Source organism: Geobacillus subterraneus (assembly GCF_001618685.1).
In the GTDB taxonomy this organism is placed as follows: Bacteria; Bacillota; Bacilli; order Bacillales; family Anoxybacillaceae; genus Geobacillus; species Geobacillus subterraneus.
Window position 1 is genome coordinate 1441727 of sequence record NZ_CP014342.1, and the last position, 26388, is coordinate 1468114.

Consider the following 26388-nt stretch of genomic DNA (forward strand, 5'->3'; position numbering starts at 1 on the left):
TGAGAGAGATGGAAAAAACGGTTCATCCTTTTCGTATCGGTATTGCGCCGATCAGCTGGGTCAATGACGATATCCCGGGATTGGGCGACCATTACACACAAGATCAAGTGTTATCCGAAATGGCGGAGCTTGGATATGTTGCAACGGAAATGGGGCGCCTCTTTTCCCAAGATCCCCCATCATTGAGGGCAAAACTGAACCAATATGGCATCGAGCTCGCCAGCAAATTCATCGGCGTGCTCTTTTCAGACCGTTCTCGTCTTGAAGAGGAACTCAAGACGTTCCGGTCTTGGGCGGAATATTTGCACGATATGGGATGCAAGTATGCGATTGTCTGCGAGATGGGGGGATCGATGCACTGGGATCCGCGCCGGGCGCCAGAAGAAAAAACGATTCAACGGCTCACGGATTCCGAATGGGAGTCCCTTGTTGATGGATTGCATCGCGCCGCGCATATATGCCAAGAGCTAGGAATGAAACTTGTTTACCACTTTCACGCGGGAACAGTCGTCGAAACGGCGGAAGAGATCGATCGCTTAATGGAGTTGACGGATCCGAATCTTGTCCATCTCTTGTATGACACAGGGCATGCGTTATATGGCGGATATGATCCAGTTGAACTGTTGCATCGGTATGCGGATCGCATTCAATACGTTCATTTAAAAGACATAAGACACGATGTGCTCGAGCAGGTGAGACGGGAACAACTCGACTTTCGCACGGCGGTGCTGCGTGGCATGTTTACGGTTCCTGGAGATGGATGCATTGATTTTGTTCCGATTTTTTCAAAATTGATTGAGATGGGCTATAACGGCTGGATCATCGTCGAAGCAGAACAGGACCCGGCTGTGGCGCACCCGTACACGTACGCCAAAATGGCCAAAGAATATATTGACCGCCTTGTTCATCATCTCTTGGCGGCCCAAAAGCGGTAAGGGGGGGAGGATGAAACGATGAGCCGACTGGTCATACCAAGCCATCCGCCGAACGAAGAAGGGAACGTCGTCCGTGTGACGCCGGAATCGGCGGGATGGGAATATGTCGGGTTTGAAGTGTATGTATTGGCAAAAGGGCAAACGTTGCGAAAAGAGACGCTTGCGCAAGAGGCTTGCCTTGTTCTTCTTAAAGGGAAAGCGAACATATCGACGAAGCAGGAGCGGTGGGAACAAATCGGGCTGAGAATGGATGTGTTTGAGAAAGTTCCGCCGTACTCGGTCTATGTTCCGGCCAACGATGTATATGAAATTGAAGCCGTAACGGACGTGGAAGTAGCGGTTTGCCTCGCGCCGGGCAAAGGGACATACCCGGCGCGGCTGATCCCGCCAAGCGAAGTAGGAGTCGAAATACGGGGAGCAGGAAATATTGAACGGCGGGTGCATAACATTCTTCCGGAATCCCAACCGGCCGACAGCTTGCTTGTCGTTGAAGTGTTTACGCCGGAAGGAAACTGGTCGAGCTACCCTCCGCATAAACATGACCAAGACAACTTGCCCCATGAGTCGTATTTGGAAGAAACGTATTATCATAAAATCAATCCCGGTCACGGTTTTATGGTGCAGCGTGTGTACACCGATGATCGTTCCATCGACGAAACGATGGTCGTGAAAAACGGGGATGTCGTCTTAGTCCCGAAAGGCTACCATCCGGTTTCCGCTCCTCCAGGGTATGAGGGGTATTACTTGAACGTCATGGCTGGGCCTGTACGGACGTGGAAGTTCCATAATGACCCGGACCATGAGTGGGTGATGGAAAGCAAGCTCGCGGCCAAACAGAAGTAGAAACGATCCAAAAAGATGATAGAAAGAGGCGGTTCGATGAGTTTCCTCCCATTTGACCAGCAAAAACCGTTCGATTTTATCGCCGTTGGCCGGCTATGCATCGATTTGAACGCCAATGAAATCCATCGGCCGATGGAAGAAACGGTGACGTTTACGAAATATGTCGGTGGGTCTCCGGCGAACATCGCCATCGGCATGGCGCGGCTCGGCATGAAAACGGGATTTATCGGCCGGGTTGCTGACGACCAAATGGGTCGATTTATTGTCCGATATTTAAAAAACAATGGAATTGATACGTCCCATGTCATTACCGACAAGTCCGGCAGTGTGACGGGCTTGGCGTTTACCGAAATCAAGAGCCCGACCGACTGCAGCATCCTAATGTATCGCGATAATGTCGCTGATTTGAAGCTGGAACCGAACGATATTGACGAAGACTATATTCGGCGCGCCAAATGCCTGTTGATTTCCGGGACAGCTTTAGCGAAAAGCCCGTCAAGAGAAGCGGTGTTTTTAGCGTTGGACTACGCAAGACGCCATGGAACCGTCGTTGTGTTCGATTTGGATTATCGCCCATATACGTGGCAATCCAAAGAGGAAACAGCGATCTATTACAACTTGGCAGCCGAAAAATGCGACGTGATCATCGGCACGAGAGAAGAATTTGACATGATGGAGCGGTTTGACGGCCAGCGGCGCGATGATGAACAAACAGCGCGAAAATGGTTTGATTACAACGCGAAAATCGTTGTCATTAAGCATGGCAAAGACGGGTCTATTGCTTATACGAAAACTGGAGAAACGTTTGTCGGCACGATTTTCCCAGCAAATATTGTCAAAACGTTTGGGGCCGGCGACTCGTATGCCGCAGGATTTATCTACGGGCTAATGAACGATTGGCCGATTCCAAAGGCAATGGAATACGGGGCAGCTGCGGCGTCGATTGTCATCTCAAGCCATAGCTGCTCGGATGCGATGCCGACATTGGCGCAAATCGAACAGTTCATCGAACAACATCGCAACGGTTCAGCCGCTCGGAAATAAAAAGAAGGGGGAACATGGACATGACGATGACAACGGGAGTGCAAACCTTAAAAAACTATATTGGCGGGCAATGGGTCGAGTCACGTTCCGGGAAGACGGAAGCCGTTCCGAACCCGGCAACGGGCGAAGTGCTGGCCTACGTTCCGATTTCAAGCCGCGAGGAGTTGGACGAAGCGGTCCGAGCTGCCAAAGAGGCGTTCAAAACATGGCGCAAAACGCCGGTGCCGCGTCGGGCAAGAATCTTGTTTAAATATCAGCAGTTGCTTGTCGAGCATTGGGAAGAGCTGGCCCGATTGGTGACGTTAGAAAACGGCAAAAGCTACAACGAAGCATATGGGGAAGTGCAGCGCGGCATTGAATGCGTCGAATTTGCGGCCGGTGCGCCGACGCTCATGATGGGGCGGCAGCTTCCAGATATTGCGACCGGCATTGAATCGGGGATGTACCGGTATCCGATCGGCGTCGTGGGGGGCATCACGCCGTTTAACTTCCCGATGATGGTCCCTTGCTGGATGTTCCCGCTGGCGATTGCGTGCGGAAACACGTTCGTCTTAAAACCGTCCGAGCGCACGCCGATGTTGGCGAATCGTTTGGCTGAACTGTTTAAAGAGGCTGGGCTTCCGGACGGGGTGCTTAACATCGTCCATGGGGCGCATGATGTCGTGAACGGGCTGTTGGAGCACCCGGATGTGAAAGCCATCTCGTTTGTCGGTTCCCAGCCTGTCGGCGAGTATGTGTACAAAACGGCAGCGGCTCACGGCAAACGGGTTCAAGCGTTGACGGGGGCGAAAAACCATTCCATTGTCATGCCGGATGCCGATTTGAATGTTGCGGTCCGTGAAATTATTAACGCGGCGTTCGGCTCGGCGGGAGAACGGTGCATGGCGGCGTCGGTCGTTGTCGCGGTTGGGGAGATTGCCGATGAACTTGTCGAGAAGCTGGTGGCGGCCGCGAATGAATTGAAAATCGGCAATGGGCTGGAGGAGAGCGTCTTTTTAGGCCCGGTCATTCGCGAAGCCCATAAGCAACGGACCGTGAAGTATATTGAACTTGGGGAAAAGGAAGGGGCCATTCTGGTGCGCGACGGACGAAAGGACACCGCGGTTCAGGACAATGGATACTTTATCGGTCCGACGATCTTTGACCGAGTCACTACTGACATGACCATTTGGAAAGACGAAATTTTCGCCCCTGTGCTTTCGGTCGTACGGGTCGAGACATTAGATGAAGCCATTGAGGTGGCCAACAAGTCTCCGTTTGCCAATGGAGCGTGCATCTATACAAGAGACGGGGGGAATGTCCGCAAATTCCGCGAGGAAATCGACGCTGGCATGTTAGGCGTCAACTTAGGCGTTCCCGCGCCGATGGCGTTCTTCCCGTTCTCCGGGTGGAAAAACTCGTTTTATGGCGATCTTCATGCGAACGGCATGGATGGCGTCGAGTTTTATACGCGCAAAAAAATGGTGACCTCCCGCTGGTAATGCGTTCGAAAACGTATCAAGCGCCACAAGAGTGCTTGATACGTTTTCCGTATATTGAAACAGAAAAGGAGGGCGAACAATGCCGCTTGTGTCGATGAAAAACATGCTGCAACGGGCATGGCAAGGAAGATATGCCGTCGGACATTTCAACATCAACAATTTGGAATTTGCTCAGGCCATTTTGCTGGGGGCTGAGGAAGAAGAAGCGCCGGTCATTTTGGCCGTGAGTCCGGGATATATTGACCATCTCGGTGGGTTGCGGACCGCAGCGGCCATGGTGAAAGAGCTCGTGAAGGAGTACCGCATCACGGTGCCAGTCGCGCTTCATTTGGATCACGGCTCTTCCTATGAACAATGCCTCGAAGCGATGGAAGCCGGGTTTACTTCGGTGATGATCGATGCATCCCATCATCCGTTAGAACAAAATATTTCCATCACGAAACAAGTCGTCAAAGCCGCACGGGAGTTTGGCGCCTCGGTCGAAGCGGAAGTGGGGAGGATCGGGGGGCAGGAGGACGACTTGGTGGTGGACGAAGCAGAAGCCTTGTATGCCATTCCTGAGGAATGCGAACGCCTTGTGAAAGAAACAGGGGTCGACTGCCTCGCTCCGGCGTTAGGTTCGGTTCACGGCCCGTACAAAGGGAAGCCAAAGCTGGGATTTGCCCAGATGGAAGAGATCGGGCGCCGAACTGGGGTTCCTCTTGTCCTGCATGGCGGAACAGGAATTCCGCTGGCCGATATTCAAAAGGCGATTTCCTTTGGAACAGCGAAAATCAATGTCAACACCGAGAACCAATGGGCCTTTACCCGCGGCATTTGCCGCATGTTCCGCGAGAACGAGGGACTGTATGATCCGAGGAAATACCTTGGCGCCGGGAGAGAAGAAGTGAAACAGACGGTCAAACAAAAAATTCGCGAATTCGGTTCGGCAAAGAAGGCAACAGAGGCCTTGTTGCCTTCGGTGTAGCCATACATGAACGCGCAAAGGGGGGAGTGGGGTGGCTCACAGCCCATGGCGCAAGGATGTGGCGATGTTCCTCATCGCCTCCTTTTTCTTTTGGTTGTCTCTTTTTATTTATATGCCGATCCTGTCTCCGTATGTGGAACAGCTGGGAGGGGCGTATTCGTTTGTCGGGCTTGTCTTGGGCAGTTACGGCCTCATGCAGTTTTTATGCCGCATTCCGATCGGCCTTGTCTCAGATATGGTGCAACGGAGAAAACCGTTTGTCATGATCGGCATGGCGGCTGCGATGGGAAGCGGGTGGCTGTTTGCGCTCACGAACAGCTTAGGATGGGCGCTGGTGGCAAGAGCGCTCGCTGGCGTCGCCGCCGCGACGTGGGTCGTCTTTACGGTTCTGTATGCTAGTTACTTCCGTTCGGAAGACATCCACCGGGCGATGGGCCAAATTTCGCTTGTCGTGGTGTTGGCGCAGCTCGTGGGCATGACGGCAGGCGGTTCGATCGTGGACCGCTGGGGATGGCATGCCCCGTTTTGGGCCGGGGGATGGCTGGCCGCGGTGGGCGCCGTTCTCTCTGTATCGATCAAGGAGCAAAAACAACGAGGCGAATTAGTGCGGCCGCAAACCGTCCAGCTGAAAGACCTTTTTTCCGTTATGAAAGAACCGTTGTTGCTCAAAGTCTCCGTTTTATCCGTGTTGGCCCACGGGATCATGTTTACGACCATCTTTGGCTTCACACCGGTGTATGTCCTAAAAGCCGGCCTTGACGAACGAGATTTGTGCTTTCTAATGATTTGTTTTATGATTCCTCACGCCATCGCGACGGTGTTCATCGGAAAGACCGTAGTGCCTTTATTCGGGAAATGGCGATCCTTGGTCATTGCCTTTTTCGGCAGTGCCGTGTTTACGTTTTTGATTCCGGTTGCCGGCGGAAGCTGGTTGGTTTATCTCGTCCAAATCGGGAGCGGCTTTTTCCTCGGCCTCTTGTTCCCATTGTTGTTAGGAATGTCGATTGAATCCGTCGATGAAAGCAAAAAAGCGACCGCGATGGGAACGTATCAGGCGATTTACGCAATCGGCATGTTTGGTGGCCCGTACCTCGCCGGCATCGTCAATGAGCTCATCGCCCTTCCCTTCGCCTTTTATTTTGCCGGCACCCTTGGGCTCGTCGCCATAGGGCTGATCGTCGTGTGGAAGAGAAAAGAGAGGGGGCTGGTGTTAAATGACTAACAATCTCGAAGTTTATCTACGATGAGGAATTGATCTTCTTTTCTTTTGCGAGCGTGTTTTAGGAGAGAAGAAGCCCTTTTTTGAATTGGTGTACATTTGAAATGTCGATTTAGGATGGACGAGCAATTATGATGGTATAATTGAATTGATTGAATAAGTTCTTTTAATTCTATACCTACTTAATACTATGAGGTTTGGCCATTTTTTAGGTTCTTTTTAGCCAGTATAATTGATATGATTGATAGGAGTATTGAGGCAGCTACTTTTATCTAGAATTAACATTACACATGTTGCATGGTATTCGCCGGCACTCGTGATTAGGATCAAACAATCGCGGGCGCTCGACGCTTGCCGCACATCGATGAAAACAGGAGCGATCGTGCGGTTATGAAGGAAGGGGAATCGGGATGAACATTACATACGAAAAGTGGTCCGAACTGAATGGAAACGATATTCTCTTGTTCACCTTGACAAACGATCGCGGCATACAATTGTCCGCGATGAACTTTGGGTGCATTGTGACCAAACTGCTGGTTCCTGACCGGATGGGCAACATTGAAAATGTGGTGCTTGGGTTTGACCGATTTGAGCCGTATGTCGAGAACGCCCCTTATTTCGGCGCCGTGATCGGCCGGGTGGCGGGGCGCATTCGTGGAGCGAGCTTCGAACTTGATGGAATCACATATCAACTGGCGAAAAACGAACACAACAACCACTTGCACGGCGGGCCGAACGGATTCCACCGCGTGCTTTGGCAGGCCGAGCCCGTCCAGCGCGACGATGCGGTCGGCGTCGTCTTTTCGTACACAAGCCCAGACGGGGAAGAAGGGTATCCGGGGGCGGTTGATGTGCAAGTGGCGTATTGGCTTAACAATGACAACGAATGGACCGTCACCTACCGGGCTCGTTCGGACAAAACGACGCTTGTCAACTTGACGAACCATACGTATTTTAATTTGAGCGGCAACGGCAAGCGCGATATTTTAGACCATACGCTGGCCATCCAAAGCGCTCGCGTACTCGAGTTGAATGAGGAGCTGATTCCGACGGGCCGCGTCTTGGATGTCGCTGGCACGCCGTTTGATTTGCGGCAAGGAAAGACGATCCGGGAGGCGGTCGAATCGGGGCATCCGCAAATTGCACTCGTCGGCGGGGGTTATGACCATCCGTTTTGGCTCGATCGGCATCATGACAAAGAGATTGTGCTTTCCGACCCGGAGAGCGGGCGGGTGCTGACGGTGGAGACGGATGAGGTCGGCGTGGTGGTGTATACATCGAACCAGCTGCCGGAAGGGTTGGATCTAGGCGGCGTGCCGTCGCGGAAATATTTAGGCATCTGCCTGGAAACGCAAGGGCTGCCGGATGCGATCCATCATCCGCAGTTTCCGTCGATCGTATTGCCGGCTGACAAGGAGCAGGTGTCGATGACAAGGTATCGATTTAGTGCTGACTAAGTTGAATTTTAAAATCTGAAAGTAGTTGTGGAAACAGAAAGTCATCATAACAAGCGTCGGAATGTAAAGCATTATGTAATAAAAAACGGTAATATCTAGAGTGTGGGGGATCGTATGCCCATCCCCCCTGTAAAACTTCAACTAACATAGTTGTGGTTTTACAGGTGAAAACACTTTGTTTATACGATAGACAAACAAACATGAAAGCGTTATAATGAAACTGAAACAAATCATTCTCGCTTATTTTTAAGGAGGACTTGGATATGGCATACTTCCCGAATGTCGGCACCATTCCATATGAAGGACCAGAGTCGCGCAATCCGTTGGCGTTTAAGTTTTATAATCCAGAAGAAAAAGTCGGCGACAAAACAATGGAGGAGCATTTGCGCTTTTCAGTGGCGTATTGGCATACGTTTACGGGGGATGGATCGGATCCGTTTGGCGTCGGCAATATGATTCGTCCATGGAATACGTACGGCGGCATGGATCTGGCGAAGGCGCGCGTCGAGGCGGCGTTTGAGCTGTTTGAAAAGCTGAACGTTCCGTTTTTCTGCTTCCATGACGTCGACATTGCGCCAGAAGGGGAAACGCTCAGCGAGACGTATAAAAACTTAGATGAAATCGTCGATATGATTGAAGAATACATGAAAACAAGCAAAACGAAGCTGCTTTGGAATACGGCGAACTTGTTCAGCCATCCGCGCTTCGTTCACGGGGCGGCGACGTCGTGTAACGCTGATGTATTCGCCTATGCGGCGGCAAAAGTGAAAAAAGGGTTGGAGATCGCGAAGCGGCTCGGGGCGGAAAACTACGTGTTCTGGGGCGGACGGGAAGGTTATGAGACGCTGCTGAACACGGATATGAAACTGGAGCTTGACAATTTGGCCCGCTTCTTGCGTATGGCGGTCGACTATGCGAAAGAAATCGGTTTTGACGGTCAGTTTTTGATCGAGCCGAAGCCGAAAGAGCCGACGAAGCATCAATACGATTTTGACGTGGCCACGGCGCTGGCGTTCTTGCAAACGTACGGGCTCAAGGATTACTTCAAATTCAACATCGAAGCGAACCATGCGACGTTGGCGGGCCATACGTTTGAACATGAGCTGCGCGTCGCCCGCATCCACGGCATGCTCGGTTCGGTCGATGCGAACCAAGGTGATACGCTGCTTGGCTGGGATACGGACGAATTCCCGACCGATTTGTATACGACGACGTTGGCGATGTATGAAATTTTGCAAAACGGCGGCCTTGGGCGCGGCGGCTTGAACTTTGACGCGAAAGTGCGAAGAGGCTCGTTTGAACCGGAAGACTTGTTCTACGCTCATATTGCCGGGATGGACAGCTTTGCGATCGGGTTGAAAGTCGCTCATCGCTTGTTGGAAGACCGCGTATTTGAACAGTTCATCGAAGAGCGGTACAAAAGCTATACGGAAGGCATCGGCCGCGAGATCGTCGAAGGGACGGCGGACTTCCACAAGCTGGAGCAGTACGCCTTGCAGCTTGGCGACATTCGCAATACGTCCGGCCGTCTTGAGCGCTTGAAAACGTTGCTGAATCAATATTTGCTCGAAGTCAGCGCGCCGAGTGGATCTCGTTCGTGAAAGAGGGATGAGCGTGGAATATGTCATTGGCGTCGATTTAGGAACGAGTGCCGTCAAAGTGTTGCTTGTCGACCGACACGGCGTGGTGAAAGGGGAATGGACCGAGTCCTATCCCCTCTACCAGCCTCATTCCGGCTATAGTGAGCAGCGCCCGGACGATTGGGTGGAGAAGACGATTACGGCGTTGCGCCGCGTTTGGGAAACGGCGGGCATTTCTCCGGAGTCGGTCGTGGGCTTGAGTTTTTCTGGGCAAATGCACGGGCTTGTGCTGCTCGATGGCGACGGGAACGTCGTGCGCAACGCGATTTTATGGAACGACACGCGAACGACAGCCGAGTGCCGGGAAATTGAAGCGAAAGTCGGTCGAGAGACGTTGCTTTCGATCGCAAAAAACGAGGCGCTTGAAGGGTTTACGCTGCCAAAACTGTTGTGGGTGAAAAACCATGAACCCGAGCTGTACGAGCGGGCGCGGGTGTTTTTGTTGCCGAAAGATTATGTCCGCTTCCGCTTGACCGGGCACATGGCGATGGATGTATCGGATGCGGCGGGGACGCTGCTGTTGGATATCAAAACGAAAACGTGGAGCGAGGCGATCGCCCGGGCGGTCGGCGTCGATCTCACGCTTTGCCCGCCGCTTGTCGAGGCGACGGCGTTCGTCGGGACGCTGCGTCCGGAGGTGGCGGAACAGACCGGGCTGCCGGCATCGGTGAACGTGTTCGCCGGCGGGGCGGACAACGCTTGCGGCGCGGTGGGCGCCGGCATTTTGGCGGAAGGGAAGATGATGTCAAGCATCGGCACATCCGGCGTTGTGCTTGCCTATGAACAAAGCGGGGAAAAAGATTTCGCTGGACGAGTGCATTACTTCAACCATGCCGAGCCGAACGCCTACTATATTATGGGGGTGACGCTGGCGGCGGGCTACAGCTTTGACTGGTGGAAGCGGACGTTTGCCGAGGACGTGCCGTTTGCCGAGATCGTCCAGCGCGCTGCCGAGTCGCCGATTGGCGCCAACGGCTTGTTGTTTACGCCATATTTGGCCGGCGAGCGGACGCCTTATGCGGACGCCGATATTCGCGGGTCGTTTGTCGGCATTGATTCGGCGCAGACGAAATGGGATTTCGCCCGCGCGGTCATCGAAGGCATTACGTTCTCGCTCAACGAGTCGGTGGAGATCATCAAAGCGAGCGGCAAAACGATCGATTCGGTCGTCTCGATCGGCGGCGGGGCGAAAAGCGCTGAGTGGCTGCAAATCCAAGCCGATATTTTCGGCATCCCGGTGGAAAAACTGAAAAACGAACAAGGGCCGGGACTGGGCGCCGCGATGATCGCCGCCTGCGGCGTCGGCTGGTTTGATTCGCTCAAGGAATGCGCCGACGCGTTCAAACAAGTCGATTCCATCGTCGAACCGCGGCCGGATGCGGCGGCGAAATACAAAGAGCTGTTTGCGATTTATCGCGATGTATATCCGCGTACGAAAGAACTGGCGAAACGGTTAAAGGTGTTTCGGCCGTGACGATAAACTCCCTAAACCAGTGGATGGTTTGGGGAGTTTTTTGTTTGATCAAGCAATAAGGCAGGATGACCCGCCACGTTTGTCGAAAGGAGAACTTGAAAGGTGGAGATGAAACATGGACATTCGAAAAGAATTCGAACATCTTCAATATTTCTTTGACTCGTATTACAATCAGACGTTTTACAATGCTCAATTAGAAGAACAGTTTTTGCGATTTCTAGCGGATGAACCGGAGTGGGTGGTTCGTGCCTTGAAGCTGGAAGTAGAGAAGCTCGAACGCATCCACCATCGCCGCGATACGGAGACATGGGCAAAAATCGAAGAACTTGTTCATGAAAACAGCATGCGCTATTTTTCGTTTGAGGATGGCAAAACGTTTATCAAAGTGGCCAGCCGTTTGTTAAAGGATATTGAGTAAAGGGACAAATCATGAACAAACAGCCTGTTTATTGGACGTCAGGTGACAGCGATTAGGCATGGATCGTATTGTTCGCTTTATGTTTCGATCGATTGATTGAACAACGGATAACACCTGTTCTTACCATATGTATGTGAGATGTTGAAAACGCGCCGCGTTGGCCGGACAGCTGTCGTTCATGGAGCGTGCAAAAGACATAGTCGGCGTAAAGATTGATTCGACAAAGGGGGGAGGAAATCCGAGCACGAAGCGCGAAAAAATAGGAGAGGGGCAAAACGGTTTTAGCCGAAAGAAGGGAGATACGTATGTTCTCTACACTTCCCATCCCGATCATTCAAGCGCCGATGGCAGGCGGGGTGTCGACGCCTGAACTGGCCGCGGCGGTGTCGAACGCCGGAGGGCTTGGATTTTTGGCTGGCGGGTACAAGACAGCGGAAGCGATGAGGACAGAAATTCACAAGCTGCGAACATTCACCGACCGTCCGTTTGGGGTGAATGTGTTTGTGCCGGGGGATAAAGTGGTCGATGGAGAGGCGCTTGGCCGCTATCGCGCCGTATTGGCGGCTGAGGCGGAACGGCTCGGCGCAACAGTCGGCGAGCCGAAATGGGAGGACGATGATTGGGAAGCGAAACTGGATGTGCTGCTTCAGGAGCAGGTGCCGGTCGCGAGCTTTACGTTTGGCTGCCCGGACAAAGCGGTGATCGCCGCCTTGCAAAAAGCTGGGTCGTTTGTGATCGTGACGGTGACATCGGTGGAAGAGGCCCACATTGCATCTGAAGCTGGCGCGGACGCCCTTTGTGTGCAAGGGGCGGAAGCGGGCGGGCATCGCGCGTCGTTTCGCAACGATCCAAAGCAGGATGAGGCAATCGCGTTGTTCCCGTTGTTGGCCGACGTGCGCGCTTCGGTTCGGCTCCCGCTTGTGGCGGCGGGCGGGATCATGGACGGGCGCGGCATCGCGGCGGCGCTCAAAGCGGGGGCGAGCGCGGTGCAGCTCGGGACGGCGTTTTTGCGCTGCCCGGAAAGCGGGGCGCATCCGCTCCATAAGCAAGCGCTTGCCGATCCGAGGTTTACCGAAACGGCTATGACACGGGCGTTTACCGGCCGGCCGGCGCGCGGGCTGGCGAACCGCTTTATGGCCGAATATCGCGACCTAGCACCGGCGGCGTATCCGCACGTGCACCATATGACGAAGCCGCTGCGCGCTGCCGCCGCTAAGGCGGGCGATCCGGAACGGATGTCGCTTTGGGCTGGAGAAGGATACCGGCTGGCGCGGGAACTTCCGGCGGTGGAGCTTGTCGAGGAACTGAAGCGGGAGCTGGAGGAGGCTTGGCAAGATCGTGCATTTTAGCTTGTGTTGCGTTGCCGCGAGCAGGTGAACCAGGAAGTCGTTTGTTCCAATACGGCACGGTGTCCATTATTCCTATAAAAAATGTTGAATAAGGGGGAGAGGAAACTATGACCGTAGCCCGCATTGTGTTTCCGCCGCTCAGCCATGTCGGCTGGGGGGCGCTTAAGCATTTGGTTCCGGAAGTGAAGCGGTTGGGAGCGAAACATATTTTAGTCATCACGGATCCGGCATTGGCGAAAATCGGCCTGGTTGAGCAAGTGACGTCTCCGCTCCGGCAAGAAGGGTACAGTGTGCACGTATATACGGACGTTGTGCCCGAGCCGCCGCTTGCGACAGGGGAAAAGGCGGTGGCGTTTGCCCGCGATGGGGAGTTCGATCTTGTCATTGGCGTCGGCGGCGGCAGCGCGCTGGATTTGGCGAAATTGGCGGCCGTTTTGGCGGTGCATGACGGTTCGGTCGCCGACTACCTAAACTTGACAGGAACGCGGGCGCTCGAGAAAAAAGGGCTGCCGAAAATTTTGATTCCGACGACATCAGGCACCGGATCGGAAGTGACGAACATCTCCGTCTTGTCCTTAGAAACGACAAAAGATGTCGTGACGCACGATTACTTGTTGGCCGATGTGGCCATCGTCGATCCGCAGCTGACCGTTTCCGTTCCGCCGCGGGTGACGGCCGCAACCGGGATTGATGCGCTCACCCATGCGGTCGAAGCGTACGTGTCGGTCAACGCGAGCCCGACATCGGATGGGTTGGCGATCGCGGCCATGCGCCTCATTTCCCGCTCATTGCGCAAAGCGGTGGAAAAGGGAATGGACAAACAGGCGCGCACGGATATGGCGAACGGCAGTTACCTGGCCGGTTTGGCGTTTTTCAACGCTGGGGTGGCCGGCGTGCATGCGCTCGCGTATCCGCTCGGCGGGCAGTTTCATATCGCCCATGGCGAATCGAACGCCGTGCTTTTGCCGTATGTGATGGGTTACATCCGTCAAAGCTGCACGAAACGAATGGCTGATATCTTAAACGCACTCGGCGGCAACTCGAGCTTTTTGTCCGAAGTGGAAGCATCGTATCGGTGCGTTGAGGAACTGGAACGGCTTGTCGCCGATGTCGGCATTCCGAAGACATTAGGTGGATTTGGCATCCCGGAAAGCGCGCTAGAAAGCTTGACGAAAGATGCCGTCCAACAGAAACGGCTGCTCGCCCGCAGCCCGCTGCCGCTGTTGGAAGCCGACATCCGCGCGATTTACGAGGCTGCGTTTGCCGGGACGATCGTCGAGCCGGGCAAGGTGTAAACCGTTGGGAAACAGGCGCTGCAAACGGCGCCTGTTTGTTGGGATGATATATGACTTCCACATGCCAGCCTTCGCGCTGCATGATCCGCCAAACCAACGTTCTCTCAGGCAGGAATCCACGCGGCGAAGCGCGAATCAATGGAAAGAAACGGTGAAGGGAGATGGCAGGCGATGTTTACAACGGTGATTACGCCGCGCGTGTCGGAAACGGACGGCGTCGGCCATATTAATAACACCACCGTTCCAGTCTGGTTTGAAGCGGGACGGCATGAAATTTTCAAACTGTTTACGCCGGATTTGTCGTTTCGGCGCTGGCGGATGGTAATCATCCGCATGGAAGTCGACTATGTTAACCAAATGTATTACGGACAGGATGTGACGGTGTACACCGGCATTGAACGCATCGGCAATACGAGCCTTACGATTTATGAAGAAATCCACCAAAATGGGGTGGTTTGCGCCAAAGGGCGGGCGGTGTATGTCAATTTCAATTTTGACACCGGGCGGCCTGAGCCGATTCCCGATGAGATTCGAGCGCAACTGCATGAACATCTCTGGCAGCCGGGGGAATAGCAACGATACGAAAGGAGGCAACTTGCAGGGGCAAGTTGATAGGTGGCTCACGATCCACCGGCGGTCTCCCTATGAGCCATTTTCAGTGTGAAACGGTCTCCAGACGATGAGCTGGAGACTGTTTTTTGTGCAAATATCGTGTAATAAAAAGTGACATAAATTCACTTGAGCTATAGAAGGTAATCGCGTTACATCCGTATATTTCTCGGTTTTATCGCTCGATCATTCATTTTTAACGTTAAAAATATGTTATATTATTTGACAATCTAGGTGTATCTCTCGTTTTCATGTGATATCATGGGCATAACAAATAAAGGCAAAGGGGGAGCGGCGATGATTTCGCAAACGAGAGAAGTTGGAATATGGACGTTGCTGGTGATGACGATTCGGTTATGGCTGCGCAGTTAGCAGCTGGTTAGCTTGACACATCAATGAAGACGGAGGGATGAGAACATGAAACGGAAATTAGTGATGGTCGGCAACGGCATGGCAGGGGTTCGCTGCATCGAGGAGATTTTAAAATTGGACCGCGAGGCGTTTGAAATGACCATCTTCGGCAGTGAGCCGCATCCGAACTACAACCGGATTTTATTATCTACGGTGCTGCAAGGAAATACATCCATTGAGGAGATTACGCTCAACAGTTGGGAATGGTACGAGCAAAACGGCATTCGGCTGTTTGCCGGCGAAACGGTGACGGAAATTGACAGCGAGCAGCGGCTTGTCCATACCGACCGCGGGCGGACGGTCGAATATGATGAATTGATTTTGGCGACCGGCTCAAACCCGTTTATTTTGCCGATACCGGGGGCGGATTTGCCGGGGGTCACGGCGTTTCGCGATATTAAAGATTGCGAGCGGATGATCGAATATGCGAAAACGTATAAAAAAGCGGCGGTCATCGGCGGCGGTTTGCTTGGGCTCGAAGCGGCGCGCGGGCTGCTCAACTTAGGGATGGAAGTCGATGTCATCCACATTTTCGATTATTTAATGGAGCGGCAGCTTGATCCGACCGCTTCGAAGCTGCTGCAACGGGAACTCGAGAAACAGGGAATGAACTTTTTGCTTTGCAAAGAGACGGCTGAACTGTTCGGCAACGGCCGTGTCGAAGGGGTGCGGTTCAAAGACGGAACGGAAATCGCTGCTGACTTAGTCGTCATGGCGGTCGGCATCCGTCCAAACGTTGATTTAGCGCGGAAAAGCGGAATCGCGGTAAATCGGGGGATCGTCGTTAACGACTATTTAGAAACGAGCGTGCCGCACATTTACGCGGTTGGCGAGTGTGCCGAACATCGCGGCGTCGTCTATGGGTTGGTCGCTCCGCTTTATGAACAAGGGAAAGTGCTGGCGGAAGCGATTTGCGGCCGGAAAGGGCGGCCGTACGAAGGGTCTGTCGTCTCGACTCAGCTTAAAGTGTCGGGCGTCGACGTGTTCTCGGCCGGTGAGTTTATGGATGGCGAAGGAACGGAGTCGATCAAACTGTACGATGAAGCGCGCGGCATTTATAAAAAAGTCGTCGTCCGCGAAGGGAACATCGTTGGTGCGGTGCTGTTTGGCGATACGAGCGAAGGAAGAAAACTGTTCGATATGATTCACCGCGGCGATTCGCTCGAATCGCTCTCGCTTTCGTTATTTGCGCCGATTTCGACGGAAGGAAAAGGAAGCCTTGTGGCGGCGATGGCCGACAATGATGTCGTTTGCGGCTGCAACGGGGTAACGAAAGGAGCGATTTGTCAGGCGATCGCCGAACACGGATTAAAAACGGTTGCTGAGGTGCGCGACTGCACGAACGCTTCCCGTTCGTGCGGAGGCTGCAAAGGGCTTGTCGCCGAGCTGCTCGAGTATATGCTTGGCGCAGAAGCAAGCCGGTATGCGACGAAAGAAACGGTATGCAGCTGCACGGACTTAAGCCGTGATGAAGTGATCAAAGCGATCAAAGAGAAACGGCTGACGACGGTGAAAGAAGTTATGTATGTGCTTGAATGGAAAAACGAGGAAGGTTGTTCGAAGTGCCGACCGGCGCTCAACTATTACTTGGGAATGCTCTATCCGGGCGAGTACAACGAAGAAGTGGAATCGCTGTTTGTCAACGAACGGTTGCACGCTAACATTCAAGCAGATGGCACGTACTCTGTCGTGCCGCGCATGTACGGCGGGGTCACGACCGTAGAGCAGCTGCGGAAAATCGCAGACGTCGCTGAAAAGTACAACGTGCCGATGATCAAGTTGACAGGCGGGCAGCGCATTGATTTGCTTGGGGTGAAAAAAGAAGATTTGCCGCGCGTTTGGGCCGAGCTCGGCATGCCGTCAGGCTATGCATACGCCAAGGCGCTGCGGACGGTGAAAACGTGCGTCGGTAAGCAGTTCTGTCGCTTCGGCACACAAGACTCGACCGGGCTCGGCATTCGGATGGAGCAAACGTTTGAGCGGTTGAAAACGCCGCATAAAGTGAAAATGGCTGTTTCCGCCTGTCCGCGCAACTGCGCAGAATCCGGCATTAAAGACGTCGGGATCGTCGGCGTTGAGGGCGGCTGGGAAATTTACGTCGGCGGCAACGGCGGCACCCATTTGCGCGCGGCGGATTTGCTTTGCACGGTCAAGACGGAAGAAGAAGTAATCGAGATGACCGGTGCTTTTTTGCAATATTACCGTGAGTCGGCGCACTATTTAGAGCGAACGTCAAAATGGGTTGAGCGTGTCGGGCTTGAGCATATCCGCGAGGTGCTGTTTGATGTTGAAATGCGCCGCGGGCTGCTCGAGCGGCTCCATCAGGCTCTGGCAGCGACGAAAGATCCGTGGCGGGAAATCGCCGAAAGCGAGGAGCTTCGACAAACGTTGTTCCGTGACATGGCGGAGAAAGAACCGGTTCCGGCGGAATAAAGAGGTCGGTTGATGGTTGTGGTTTGGTTGGATGTTAAACGGTAGGAAAAGGCGGGGCTAGACGGGAAAGTTTCGCCGCCAATATGTAAGCCGTGTGAGATCATAAAGCCGACGCGGCGGTCGGCGGCGAAAAACGGTTGTCGGCCCTGTCCATTTTTGGTGGTGCATCAACGTTATTTTGGGGAGGAAGAAACGATGGCAAAAGTAGAAATTGGACGGATCGATCAGCTGCCAAAACGGCTTGGAAAATGTGTGCGCATCGGAGCGCTTGAACTTGCTTTATTTCGTACGGGTGAAGACCGGGTATATGCCGTTGAAAACCGCTGTCCGCATAAAGGGGGCGACTTGTCACAAGGCATCGTCAGCGGAGAGTTCGTGTTTTGTCCGCTTCACGATTGGAAAGTTTGCTTAAAAGACGGCCAAGTGCAGGCGCCGGATGAAGGATGTGTCAAAACGTACCGCGTCACCGTCGAGGATGGCCACTTGTATGTCGAGTTATAGGAAATGGGTGAGTGTTGATGACGAATGAGTTGTTGCGCTATTTTCGGGCGAAGGAAAAAGAGCGAGCATCGGAAACGGCCGCGGCTACGCAGTGCCCGTTTTGCAGCGTCCAATGCACGCTTCAGCTTGTCGAAGAGCGGATTGTGGAACGGCGCCGCTACAAGGCGATTCCGACCGATAACCCAACATCGCACGGCCGTCTTTGCGTAAAAGGGATGCACGCCCATCAGCATGCTCTCCACCCGGAGCGGCTTCTGTTTCCACTTGCCAAGGTGAACGGCCGGTTTGTGCGGGTGAGCTGGGACGAGGCGCTTGCTATGATCGCAGAACGGATTGATTCCATTCAAAACGAAGACGGGGCGGATGCGTTTGCCGTCTACGGCGGCGGTTCGCTGACGAATGAAGAGGCATATTTGCTTGGGAAATTCGCCCGCGTGGCGCTCGGGACGCGGCATATTGACTACAACGGCCGCTTTTGTATGTCGGCGGCTGCCGCGGCGATGAACGATGCGTTTGGGCTTGATCGGGGCTTGACGAACCCGCTGTCCGACATCCCGCTTGCTGGTACGATCATTTTAGCGGGCACTAATGTCGCGGAATGCCAGCCGACATTGATGCCATATTTTTACGAGGCGAAGAAAAACGGCGCCTTTATGATTGTCGTGGATCCGCGGCAAACGAGGACAGCGGAGATGGCGGATTTGCATTTGCGGCTGAAACCAGGAACCGATGCAGCGTTGGCCGACGGATTAGCAAAAGTGCTGCTTGAGGAAGGATATGTCGATGAAACGTTCGTGCGCGAACGGACAGCCGGGTTTGCCGAATGGAAACAGCATATCGCGGCAGTAGATATTGACGAGGTCGTCCGCGTGACCGATGTACCGGCCGAGAAAATTCGCCTAGCGGCAAGGAAGTACGGGGAGGCGGCCGAAGCGATCGTGCTCACCGCCCGTGGCCTTGAACAGCAAGCCGACGGGTATGTGGCTGTAAGAAGCTGGATTAATGTCGTATTGGCCACAGGGAAAATCGGCCGCCCCGGTTCAGGATTTGGTTCCATCACCGGGCAAGGGAATGGGCAAGGTGGACGCGAGCATGGGCAAAAAGCCGACCAACTGCCCGGCTACCGGAGCATTGAACATCCAGAACATCGCCAACATATCGCGAGCGTATGGGGCGTTTCGCCGGATGAGCTGCCGCGAAAAGGGGTGTCGGCGTATGAAATGATAAAAAAAATCGCCACCGGAGAGATTACCGGGTTGTTTGTCATGGGGTCGAACCCGGTTGTCTCGAGTCCGAACGCCGCATTTGTCGCCAAGGCGCTGCAAAAACTGAAGTTTCTTGTGGTCGCTGACTTGTTTTTGTCAGAAACGGCCGAGCTGGCCGATCTCGTTTTGCCTGTCTCGTCGTATTTGGAAGATGAAGGGACAGTGACGAACGTCGAAGGGCGAGTATGCTGGCGGCCGGCAGCGCGGAAACGGCCAGGGGAAGTAAAACACGATTGGGAAATTTTATGCGCGATCGCTCACAAGCTTGGCAAAGGCCAGTACTTCTCCTTCGCCTCGGCTGAAGACATTTTTAACGAACTTCGGCTCGCCAGTCGCGGCGGCAAGGCGGATTATTACGGGGTGACGTATGAGCGGCTGCGTCGCGAACGTGTGTATTGGCCTTGCCCGGATCCTAGCCATCCCGGGACAGCGCGGCTGTTTGCCGAACGGTTTGCCCATCCGGACGGCAGGGCACGGTTTGCTGTTCTCCCGTCTGGAGCGGAAAAAGAGGAGACGGATGAATTATATCCGCTTTATTTAACGACCGGGCGAGTGCTCGCTCATTACTTGAGCGGAACGCAGACGCGGCGCAGCCCGGCGCTGGCGGCCCGGCAGCTGGAGGCAATCATGGACATCCATCCGAAGACGGCCAAACAATACCGGATCGGCCCGGGCATGCTTGTGCGCATTGAAACACGGCGCGGCACGGCGGTCGTCCGCAGCCGTTACAACGACCAAATTCGCGAGGATACGATTTTTGTTCCGTTCCATTGGAGCGGTTTGCAGCAAATTAACAACGTAACGGCCGATGAACTTGACCCTTATTGCCGGATGCCGGCGTTTAAGCGCTGTGCGGCCCGGGTGCGGCCGGTTGTTGATTTAGGGAGAAACTAGACAAATAACAGCAAGAAAGGAAGTGAGCAGCCATTTTGGGTTGGCGGGCAGAACAAAAGACAGAAGAACGTTGCGTAGGCGTTTGTCGCAAAAAAACTCTCCGACGCATACGGCGGAGAGCAGGTGGAGAAATCGCTTTCAATACGAATTTTACCATAGTGGAACTCCTATGACAAGGAGGAACAAAAAAAGATGAAGATGAAGTCGTTTTGGCGGGCAGGACATGCTCCGACGCTGTTGTCGTCGTTTCTTTATTTCGATATCAGCTTTATGATCTGGAATTTGCTTGGCGCGCTTGGCGCGTTCGCCGCTGAACAATTTGCGCTCACGCCTGTAGAAAAAGGGTTGATGGTCGCCATTCCCGTGTTGGGCGGGGCGCTGCTGCGCATTCCGATGGGAATGCTCGCTGACCGTTGGGGGGGAAAGCGGGCTGGTCTGCTCGGCATGGTAATAACAGCTGTTCCACTTGTATGGGGGTGGCAGTTTGCGGATCGGATGACCGATGTGTATGCGCTCGGTTTTTTATTGGGGGTAGGTGGCGCCAGTTTTGCTGTCGCCTTGCCGCTGGCGAGCCGTTGGTACCCGAAAGAATATCAAGGATTGGTCATGGGGATCGCTGGGGCGGGCAACAGCGGGACGGTGCTGGCGACGTTGTTTGGCCCGCGGCTCGCCGAAGTGTACGGCTGGAATGCGGTGTTTGGCTGGGCGCTCGTGCCGCTTGCAACCGTCTTCTTCCTGTTCGCTTGGCTGGCGCGCGACTGCCCGACGGCAGTCAAACCGGTTGCTATAAGGGAGTATAAAGCGGTGCTTCGTAGGAAAGAATCATGGACGTTTTGCTTTTTTTACAGTTTGTCGTTTGGAGGATTTGTCGGGTTAACGAGCTATCTCGGCATGTTCTTCTTTGATGAATACGGCGTCAGCAAAGTCAGAGCCGGCGACTTTGTCACGGCGGTCGTCTTCGCCGGCAGTTTCGTCCGCCCGTTTGGCGGCTACTTGGCCGACCGAATCGGCGGGATGAAGCTCCTCGTCTTTTTGTTTGCCGCTAGTGCGGCTTTGCTTGTTGCTATCGGCACGCTCCCGCCGCTTGCTGCGATGTTCGGGCTGATGATTGCTCTGTTTCTTTGCTTTGGGGCTGCAAACGGCGCTTTGTTTCAAGTGATTCCGACCGTATTTCCGAAAGAGATCGGACTGTTGACCGGCATCGTTGGCGCGGCCGGCGGGCTGGGCGGGTTTTTGCTGCCGAACGCGCTCGGAATAATGAAACAGTGGACGAATTCGTATGCTTACGGGTTTTGGATGCTTGCCCTGGTGCTTGGTGCGGCGGTCGTGTTGGCCCGTCGTCTGCACATGCGGGCCACGGCAGCTGTCTGTCTCCCGCAAGAAGCGACCGAACAATCCGGATAAGAAGAAAGAAGGTGTCCCAAAAGGATCGGGACACCATTTTTATCCATGCGCGATGAACGATTGTGCCATTTCATAGATTGTATTTCTGTTGAACAGATCGATTCCTTGTTGCGGGCGGCTGGCCGGTGAATGTGCCGCTAGCGGTTTTGCAAAAAGCGAAGCAGCTCATCAGCCTGGCTGCCGACAAGTGTGATCAGCTGTTCAAACATGGCGTCGCGCTGTAAGTCCAATTCAATGATGCGCTTTGCCAGCTCGAGCGCTTGTTTGTCCATACCGGTCTCCTCCTTCCATGCTGTAGGCGGGATTGAATCGTTCGTATTCGCGGCGCAGTTCAGCCATCGTCCATTGTTCGAGTCGCTCGCGGCCGTCCGTCAAGCCGGCTTGCATGAGCTGTTGAATGTAAAATTGTTTTTGCCGCCATACTGCGCTTCGCATCCATTTTCCCATCCGCTTCCCCCCTGTGTTTTTTGTCTTTACGATACCATCGTTTTCTTCAGTATACAGCGAGTGTGTTAAGCTCATTTACAGGAAATTTAAAAAATATGTTAATTTTATTTACAAAAGTTAACGGACCATATTCATTTTTTGTATAATCGTGTTATAAAAAGTAACATAAAGAGGTGAGGGAAATGACGGTGAATCCGCATGAAGAGAACTATAAACAGAAAAAAGTCATTTCGATCGGCATTGTCAGTGAACTGACCGGATTGTCGCCACGTCAAATCCGCTATTATGAGGAACGGAAACTCGTGTTTCCTGACCGCTCGAAAGGGATTCGCAAATATTCGTTTGCGGATGTGGAGCAGCTGATGAGAATCGCCGACCAGCGCGAGGAAGGGGTATCCACGTATGAAATTCGTCAAGAGATGACAAAAGAGTTGCGTGAGCGGATGCTGAAGGGGCAAATGAATGCCCATTTTCGGCTGCGTTCGTAAGGAAAGATTCAACTGACTGCTCCTTCGCCTAGCATAGCACATAGGGGATCATTTAGTCATATACGAGCAAACCATAAGTCCGGTAATAAAAACATTTGGTGTTTAGCGCGTACAGAAGGATCAGTGCGCGCTGTTTTTTTTGCGGGTACAAAGGGGAATTGATTAAAAATATTAATCTTTTTTATTAAATGACTAGACAAATAAATTAAAATGTATATAATTAATATTGAAAACGATATCATTTTTTCATTCAATACAAAGGGAGGAATGAACTGTGAAACGAATTTTATTAGCGTGCAGCGCTGGAATGTCAACGAGCTTATTGGTGACGAAAATGCAGGAATACGTCAAATCGATTGGTGAAGAAGCGGAGATTTGGGCGGTCGGTCAAGACCAGGCAAAGAAGGAAATGGAAAAAGCTGATGTTGTGTTGATTGGCCCGCAGATGAGCTTTTTAAAAGGAGAGTTGCAAAAAGAGGCGCAAAAATACGGGATTCAAGTGGACGTCATTGATATGGTTGCCTATGGGATGGCGGATGGAAAAAAAGTGTACGAACAAGCACTGAAATTAATGGGGGAAAAATAAGATGGAAAAAGTGGACATACACCAACTTACGAATGAACAAATTGCTTTTCACATTATTTTGCATAGCGGCAATGCTCGTAGCAAAATTGTCCAAGCCATTCGTGAATATCGCTCCGGTCAAATTGAGGAAGCGGAACGATTGATCGAAGAAGCGGAACAAGAGTTAGGTATCGCACATGATGTCCATTTTCAACTTATCCAAAAAGAAGCGGGCGGAAAGCCAACGGAGATCACCTTGCTTCTTATGCACGCAGAGGACCATGTCATGTCAACGCTGGCGATGAAAGAGGTTGTGAAAGAGATGCTTGCTTTGTTAAAGGAACGGAATATATAAAAAGGAGGGCTGTCAAATGAACGGAGCTTTATTTGAGAAATTGAGCAAAGTGCTCGTTCCGATCGCCGGAAAATTGAATAACAGTCGTTATTTGCAAGTGTTGCGTGATGCGTTTATGTTGGCGTTCCCGCTAACAATTTTCGGTTCCATCGCAGTTGTCATCGCCAACTTGCCATTTTTAGATAAGATCATGAGTGAAAGCAGCCTGAATATGTTAAAAGATATGCTCGGTGTTGCCCCGAATGCCACGATGGGTGTGATGACGATTTTCGTTGTGTTTGGCATTGGCTATTATTTATCGAAAAGTTATGAAGTTGAAGGAATTTTTGGCGGCGCGATTGCCTTGGCTTCATTTCTTTTGCTGACGCCGTTTGTGGTCCAAATAGAAGGAAAGGAAGCGGTGCAAGGTGTCATTCCGCTTGATCGTCTTGGTGCGAAAGGAATGTTCCTTGGCATGATGACCGCATTTATCGCTGGGGAAATTTACCGGAAAGTGGTACAGAAAAACATTACGATTAAAATGCCGGCCGGGGTTCCACCGGCGGTTGCGAAGTCATTTGCGGCATTAATTCCGGCGGTGGTCACCCTGACCTTTTTCCTTGTCGTCAACATTATTGTAACACAAATATTTAAAACAAACATGCACGATGTGATTTACAATGCTGTACAAGCCCCGCTTGTCGGATTAGGAAGCGGCATCATTCCAACATTGATCGCCATTTTTGTCGCCCAAATTTTATGGTTTTTTGGGCTGCATGGGCAAATCATCATTAACTCGGTGATGGATCCAATTTGGAACACACTGTCGCTTGAAAACTTAAATGCGTACACACAAACAGGAGAGGTTCCGCATATCGTCAGCAAACAGTTTATTGAAATTTATACGGTCGGGATGGGCGGAACGGGAATGACGCTTGCAGTCATTTTTGCGATATTGCTCTTTATGAAGAGCAAGCAAATGAAGCAGGTAGCTAAGCTTGGGCTCGGACCCGGAATTTTCAATGTCAATGAACCGATCATTTTCGGTCTGCCAGTAGTGATGAATCCACTCGTCATTGTCCCGTGGATTTTGGCGCCCATGATCGTTACGCTGGTCACTTATTTGGCGATGTCTTCCGGGCTTGTGCCGCCTCCAAATGGTGTAGCGGTGCCATGGACCGTACCGATTTTTATTAACGGTATTATGGCGACAAACTCGTTAGCTGGCGGGCTGTTGCAATTGGTCAATTTCTTGATTGTGCTTGTTATTTGGTTCCCGTTCTTAAAATTCATTGACCGGATGAACTTGCAAAAGGAGAAAGAAGAGGAGCAAGACTCTACAAAAAATGTATCATAACTACGCAGCAAATGAGGTGAATTAGATGGAGCAGCAATTGAAGCAGCCAATCACATACCGCTTCCCTGCCGGTTTTTGGTGGGGAAGTGCGACGTCTGCAACACAAATTGAAGGGGCAGCCAACGAGGGGGGGAAAGGGAAAAATATTTGGGACCATTGGTATGAGAAGGAGCCACATCGCTTTTTTAACGGTGTCGGTCCGTCAACCACATCAGATTTTTATCACCGCTACAAAGAGGATATTGCTTTGATGAAGGAGATCGGGCATAATTCATTCCGGTTTTCGATTTCGTGGTCACGCTTGATTCCGGATGGAGTTGGTGAAGTCAATCCAGAAGCTGTTCGGTTTTACAATACGGTTATTGATGAACTGTTGACGAGTGGTATCGAGCCGTTTGTGAATTTGTACCATTTTGATATGCCGTTAGCAATGCAAAATATCGGAGGCTGGGAAAGCCGCGAAGTCGTGGATGCATACGCCCGCTATGCAAGCATTTGCTTTGAATTGTTCGGGGATCGGGTAAAAAAGTGGTTTACCCACAATGAGCCGATCGTTCCGGTGGAAGGCGGGTATTTATATGATTTTCATTACCCGAACATCGTAGACTTTCGTCGCGCTGTACAAGTGGCTTACCATACGGTGATTGCTCATGCCAAAGCCGTTGCCGCCTTCCGCAAGGCGGCTATCCCCGGGGGACAGATTGGCATCATTTTGAATTTGACGCCGTCTTACCCGCGCAGCCAGCACCCCGCTGATGTGAAAGCGGCGCATATTGCCGATTTGTTGTTTAACCGGAGCTTCCTAGATCCTGCGGTGAAAGGAGAATACCCGCAAGATTTGATTGAACTGTTGGATGAACACGACTTTTTGCCTGTAACGGAAGCCGGTGATCGTGAGTTGATCAAAGAAAACACGATTGATTTGCTCGGCATCAACTACTATCAACCGCGCCGTGTCAAGGCAAAAGAGCATCTCCCCAATCCGGATGCCCCGTTTTTGCCGGAGCGATTTTTCGATTATTATGCTATGCCTGGACGGAAAATGAATCCGTATCGCGGTTGGGAAATTTACGAAAAAGGCATTTATGATATTTTAATCAATATCAAAGAAAACTATGGAAACATTGAGTGCTTTATTTCTGAAAACGGGATGGGCGTCGAAGGGGAAGATCGGTTTCGTAATGAAAACGGCATGATTCATGATGATTACCGAATTGCTTTCATCCGCGAACATTTAAAATGGGTGCATCGCGCGATGGAAGAAGGGGTCAATGTGAAAGGCTATCACCTTTGGACGTTTATGGACAACTGGTCGTGGACCAACGCTTATAAAAACCGGTACGGGCTCGTTGCGGTTGATTTGGACAACGGCTTGAAGCGGACGATCAAAAAAAGCGGCTATTGGTTTAAAACAGTTGCAGAAAATAACGGATTTTGAATGAAGGAAAGGGCGTCCCGGGCAACAGTGGGGCGCTTTTTCTGACTGAGAGGATGAACGAAGAAGCAGGAAGAGGAGAGCACATTAGCTATTGTGCAGGCAGCCGATTGTTCGTACAAT

General features: G+C 52.3%; 24 protein-coding genes. 22 read left to right on the forward strand and 2 right to left on the reverse strand.

Going from position 1 to position 26388, the window contains the following annotated elements; genetic code table 11:
• Positions 1–8: 8 nt before the first annotated feature.
• The 17 genes from iolE (at position 9) to GS3922_RS07190 (ending at position 21639) form a co-directional block, all read left to right on the forward strand.
• Positions 9–935, forward strand: a complete 927-nt coding sequence (gene iolE, locus GS3922_RS07110; RefSeq protein ID WP_063165767.1) for a myo-inosose-2 dehydratase — start codon at positions 9–11, stop codon at positions 933–935.
• Positions 936–953: 18 nt separating this feature from the next.
• Positions 954–1778: a 5-deoxy-glucuronate isomerase gene (gene iolB / locus GS3922_RS07115; protein ID WP_063165768.1), complete on the forward strand. Its 825-nt coding sequence runs from the start codon at positions 954–956 to the stop codon at positions 1776–1778.
• A gap of 36 nt (positions 1779–1814) precedes the next feature.
• A complete protein-coding gene (gene iolC / locus GS3922_RS07120; RefSeq protein WP_063165769.1) occupies positions 1815–2822 on the forward strand; it encodes a 5-dehydro-2-deoxygluconokinase in 1008 nt (335 codons plus the stop codon).
• Between the two features lie 20 nt (positions 2823–2842).
• Entirely contained in the window at positions 2843–4303 is a 1461-nt protein-coding gene (locus GS3922_RS07125; RefSeq protein ID WP_063165770.1) for a CoA-acylating methylmalonate-semialdehyde dehydrogenase, read from the forward strand.
• 79 nt (positions 4304–4382) lie between these two features.
• Positions 4383–5270, forward strand: coding sequence for a class II fructose-1,6-bisphosphate aldolase (gene fba, locus GS3922_RS07130; RefSeq protein ID WP_063165771.1), 888 nt, complete (start codon positions 4383–4385; stop codon positions 5268–5270).
• 31 nt (positions 5271–5301) lie between these two features.
• A complete protein-coding gene (locus GS3922_RS07135; RefSeq protein ID WP_318825730.1) occupies positions 5302–6492 on the forward strand; it encodes an MFS transporter in 1191 nt (396 codons plus the stop codon).
• A 407-nt stretch (positions 6493–6899) separates the two neighbouring features.
• The gene (locus GS3922_RS07140; RefSeq protein ID WP_063165772.1) at positions 6900–7946 is read left to right on the forward strand and encodes an aldose epimerase family protein; all 1047 of its coding nucleotides are present in this window, start codon (positions 6900–6902) and stop codon (positions 7944–7946) included.
• 263 nt (positions 7947–8209) lie between these two features.
• The gene (gene xylA / locus GS3922_RS07145; RefSeq protein WP_063165773.1) at positions 8210–9547 is read left to right on the forward strand and encodes a xylose isomerase; all 1338 of its coding nucleotides are present in this window, start codon (positions 8210–8212) and stop codon (positions 9545–9547) included.
• Positions 9548–9560: 13 nt separating this feature from the next.
• On the forward strand, positions 9561–11060 hold the full coding sequence (gene xylB / locus GS3922_RS07150; RefSeq protein WP_063165774.1) for a xylulokinase: 1500 nt from the start codon (positions 9561–9563) through the stop codon (positions 11058–11060).
• 115 nt (positions 11061–11175) lie between these two features.
• The gene (locus GS3922_RS07155; RefSeq protein WP_011231363.1) at positions 11176–11478 is read left to right on the forward strand and encodes a hypothetical protein; all 303 of its coding nucleotides are present in this window, start codon (positions 11176–11178) and stop codon (positions 11476–11478) included.
• 305 nt (positions 11479–11783) lie between these two features.
• Positions 11784–12827 carry an NAD(P)H-dependent flavin oxidoreductase gene (locus GS3922_RS07160; RefSeq protein ID WP_063165775.1) on the forward strand — a complete coding sequence of 348 codons (1044 nt, stop codon included), beginning with the start codon at positions 11784–11786 and terminating at the stop codon, positions 12825–12827.
• Between the two features lie 107 nt (positions 12828–12934).
• Complete coding sequence (locus GS3922_RS07165) at positions 12935–14122, forward strand: iron-containing alcohol dehydrogenase (protein ID WP_063165776.1); 1188 nt, start codon at positions 12935–12937, stop codon at positions 14120–14122.
• 171 nt (positions 14123–14293) lie between these two features.
• The gene (locus GS3922_RS07170) at positions 14294–14695 is read left to right on the forward strand and encodes an acyl-CoA thioesterase (RefSeq protein WP_063165777.1); all 402 of its coding nucleotides are present in this window, start codon (positions 14294–14296) and stop codon (positions 14693–14695) included.
• Between the two features lie 453 nt (positions 14696–15148).
• Positions 15149–17575: a nitrite reductase large subunit NirB gene (gene nirB, locus GS3922_RS07175; RefSeq protein WP_063165778.1), complete on the forward strand. Its 2427-nt coding sequence runs from the start codon at positions 15149–15151 to the stop codon at positions 17573–17575.
• Between the two features lie 195 nt (positions 17576–17770).
• Entirely contained in the window at positions 17771–18076 is a 306-nt protein-coding gene (nirD, locus tag GS3922_RS07180; protein WP_063165779.1) for a nitrite reductase small subunit NirD, read from the forward strand.
• A gap of 17 nt (positions 18077–18093) precedes the next feature.
• On the forward strand, positions 18094–20235 hold the full coding sequence (nasC, locus tag GS3922_RS07185) for an assimilatory nitrate reductase catalytic subunit NasC (protein WP_063167345.1): 2142 nt from the start codon (positions 18094–18096) through the stop codon (positions 20233–20235).
• A gap of 192 nt (positions 20236–20427) precedes the next feature.
• A complete protein-coding gene (locus GS3922_RS07190; protein WP_063165780.1) occupies positions 20428–21639 on the forward strand; it encodes a nitrate/nitrite transporter in 1212 nt (403 codons plus the stop codon).
• A gap of 137 nt (positions 21640–21776) precedes the next feature.
• On the opposite strand, the gene GS3922_RS18330 is transcribed toward GS3922_RS07190, so the two are convergent.
• Together GS3922_RS18330 and GS3922_RS07195 are read right to left on the reverse strand one after the other, a co-directional pair.
• Positions 21777–21911, reverse strand: coding sequence for a hypothetical protein (locus tag GS3922_RS18330; RefSeq protein ID WP_257722321.1), 135 nt, complete (start codon positions 21909–21911; stop codon positions 21777–21779).
• Positions 21871–22086, reverse strand: coding sequence for a Fur-regulated basic protein FbpA (locus GS3922_RS07195; RefSeq protein WP_063165781.1), 216 nt, complete (start codon positions 22084–22086; stop codon positions 21871–21873). The genes GS3922_RS18330 and GS3922_RS07195 overlap by 41 nt, the downstream gene beginning before the upstream one ends.
• Before the next feature lie 182 nt (positions 22087–22268).
• Between GS3922_RS07195 and GS3922_RS07200 the strand changes: the two genes are divergently transcribed.
• The 5 genes from GS3922_RS07200 to GS3922_RS07220 all read left to right on the forward strand — a co-directional run bounded on the left by GS3922_RS07200 (position 22269) and on the right by GS3922_RS07220 (position 26268).
• Positions 22269–22574 (forward strand): MerR family transcriptional regulator, encoded by a 306-nt coding sequence (locus tag GS3922_RS07200; protein WP_063165782.1) that lies wholly within the window; start codon positions 22269–22271, stop codon positions 22572–22574.
• A gap of 274 nt (positions 22575–22848) precedes the next feature.
• Positions 22849–23160 (forward strand): PTS sugar transporter subunit IIB, encoded by a 312-nt coding sequence (locus GS3922_RS07205; RefSeq protein ID WP_063165783.1) that lies wholly within the window; start codon positions 22849–22851, stop codon positions 23158–23160.
• A gap of 1 nt (position 23161) precedes the next feature.
• Positions 23162–23494 (forward strand): PTS sugar transporter subunit IIA, encoded by a 333-nt coding sequence (locus tag GS3922_RS07210; RefSeq protein ID WP_063165784.1) that lies wholly within the window; start codon positions 23162–23164, stop codon positions 23492–23494.
• A gap of 16 nt (positions 23495–23510) precedes the next feature.
• On the forward strand, positions 23511–24830 hold the full coding sequence (gene celB, locus GS3922_RS07215; RefSeq protein WP_063165785.1) for a PTS cellobiose transporter subunit IIC: 1320 nt from the start codon (positions 23511–23513) through the stop codon (positions 24828–24830).
• Between the two features lie 25 nt (positions 24831–24855).
• Positions 24856–26268, forward strand: a complete 1413-nt coding sequence (locus tag GS3922_RS07220; RefSeq protein WP_063165786.1) for a glycoside hydrolase family 1 protein — start codon at positions 24856–24858, stop codon at positions 26266–26268.
• Positions 26269–26388 lie beyond the last annotated feature (120 nt).

What these genes read in the sequence shown, in the direction of transcription:
- iolE (WP_063165767.1), top strand. Translation starts at nt 9, where the DNA reads ATGGAAAAAACGGTTCATCCTTTTCGTATCGGTATTGCGCCGATCAGC.
- iolB (WP_063165768.1), top strand. Translation starts at nt 954, where the DNA reads ATGAGCCGACTGGTCATACCAAGCCATCCGCCGAACGAAGAAGGGAAC.
- iolC (WP_063165769.1), top strand. Translation starts at nt 1,815, where the DNA reads ATGAGTTTCCTCCCATTTGACCAGCAAAAACCGTTCGATTTTATCGCC.
- GS3922_RS07125 (WP_063165770.1), top strand. Translation starts at nt 2,843, where the DNA reads ATGACGATGACAACGGGAGTGCAAACCTTAAAAAACTATATTGGCGGG.
- fba (WP_063165771.1), top strand. Translation starts at nt 4,383, where the DNA reads ATGCCGCTTGTGTCGATGAAAAACATGCTGCAACGGGCATGGCAAGGA.
- GS3922_RS07140 (WP_063165772.1), top strand. Translation starts at nt 6,900, where the DNA reads ATGAACATTACATACGAAAAGTGGTCCGAACTGAATGGAAACGATATT.
- xylA (WP_063165773.1), top strand. Translation starts at nt 8,210, where the DNA reads ATGGCATACTTCCCGAATGTCGGCACCATTCCATATGAAGGACCAGAG.
- GS3922_RS07155 (WP_011231363.1), top strand. Translation starts at nt 11,176, where the DNA reads ATGGACATTCGAAAAGAATTCGAACATCTTCAATATTTCTTTGACTCG.
- GS3922_RS07160 (WP_063165775.1), top strand. Translation starts at nt 11,784, where the DNA reads ATGTTCTCTACACTTCCCATCCCGATCATTCAAGCGCCGATGGCAGGC.
- GS3922_RS07165 (WP_063165776.1), top strand. Translation starts at nt 12,935, where the DNA reads ATGACCGTAGCCCGCATTGTGTTTCCGCCGCTCAGCCATGTCGGCTGG.
- GS3922_RS07170 (WP_063165777.1), top strand. Translation starts at nt 14,294, where the DNA reads ATGTTTACAACGGTGATTACGCCGCGCGTGTCGGAAACGGACGGCGTC.
- nirB (WP_063165778.1), top strand. Translation starts at nt 15,149, where the DNA reads ATGAAACGGAAATTAGTGATGGTCGGCAACGGCATGGCAGGGGTTCGC.
- nirD (WP_063165779.1), top strand. Translation starts at nt 17,771, where the DNA reads ATGGCAAAAGTAGAAATTGGACGGATCGATCAGCTGCCAAAACGGCTT.
- nasC (WP_063167345.1), top strand. Translation starts at nt 18,094, where the DNA reads ATGACGAATGAGTTGTTGCGCTATTTTCGGGCGAAGGAAAAAGAGCGA.
- GS3922_RS07190 (WP_063165780.1), top strand. Translation starts at nt 20,428, where the DNA reads ATGAAGATGAAGTCGTTTTGGCGGGCAGGACATGCTCCGACGCTGTTG.
- GS3922_RS18330 (WP_257722321.1), bottom strand. Translation starts at nt 21,911, where the DNA reads ATGGACAAACAAGCGCTCGAGCTGGCAAAGCGCATCATTGAATTGGAC.
- GS3922_RS07195 (WP_063165781.1), bottom strand. Translation starts at nt 22,086, where the DNA reads ATGGGAAAATGGATGCGAAGCGCAGTATGGCGGCAAAAACAATTTTAC.
- GS3922_RS07200 (WP_063165782.1), top strand. Translation starts at nt 22,269, where the DNA reads ATGACGGTGAATCCGCATGAAGAGAACTATAAACAGAAAAAAGTCATT.
- GS3922_RS07210 (WP_063165784.1), top strand. Translation starts at nt 23,162, where the DNA reads ATGGAAAAAGTGGACATACACCAACTTACGAATGAACAAATTGCTTTT.
- celB (WP_063165785.1), top strand. Translation starts at nt 23,511, where the DNA reads ATGAACGGAGCTTTATTTGAGAAATTGAGCAAAGTGCTCGTTCCGATC.
- GS3922_RS07220 (WP_063165786.1), top strand. Translation starts at nt 24,856, where the DNA reads ATGGAGCAGCAATTGAAGCAGCCAATCACATACCGCTTCCCTGCCGGT.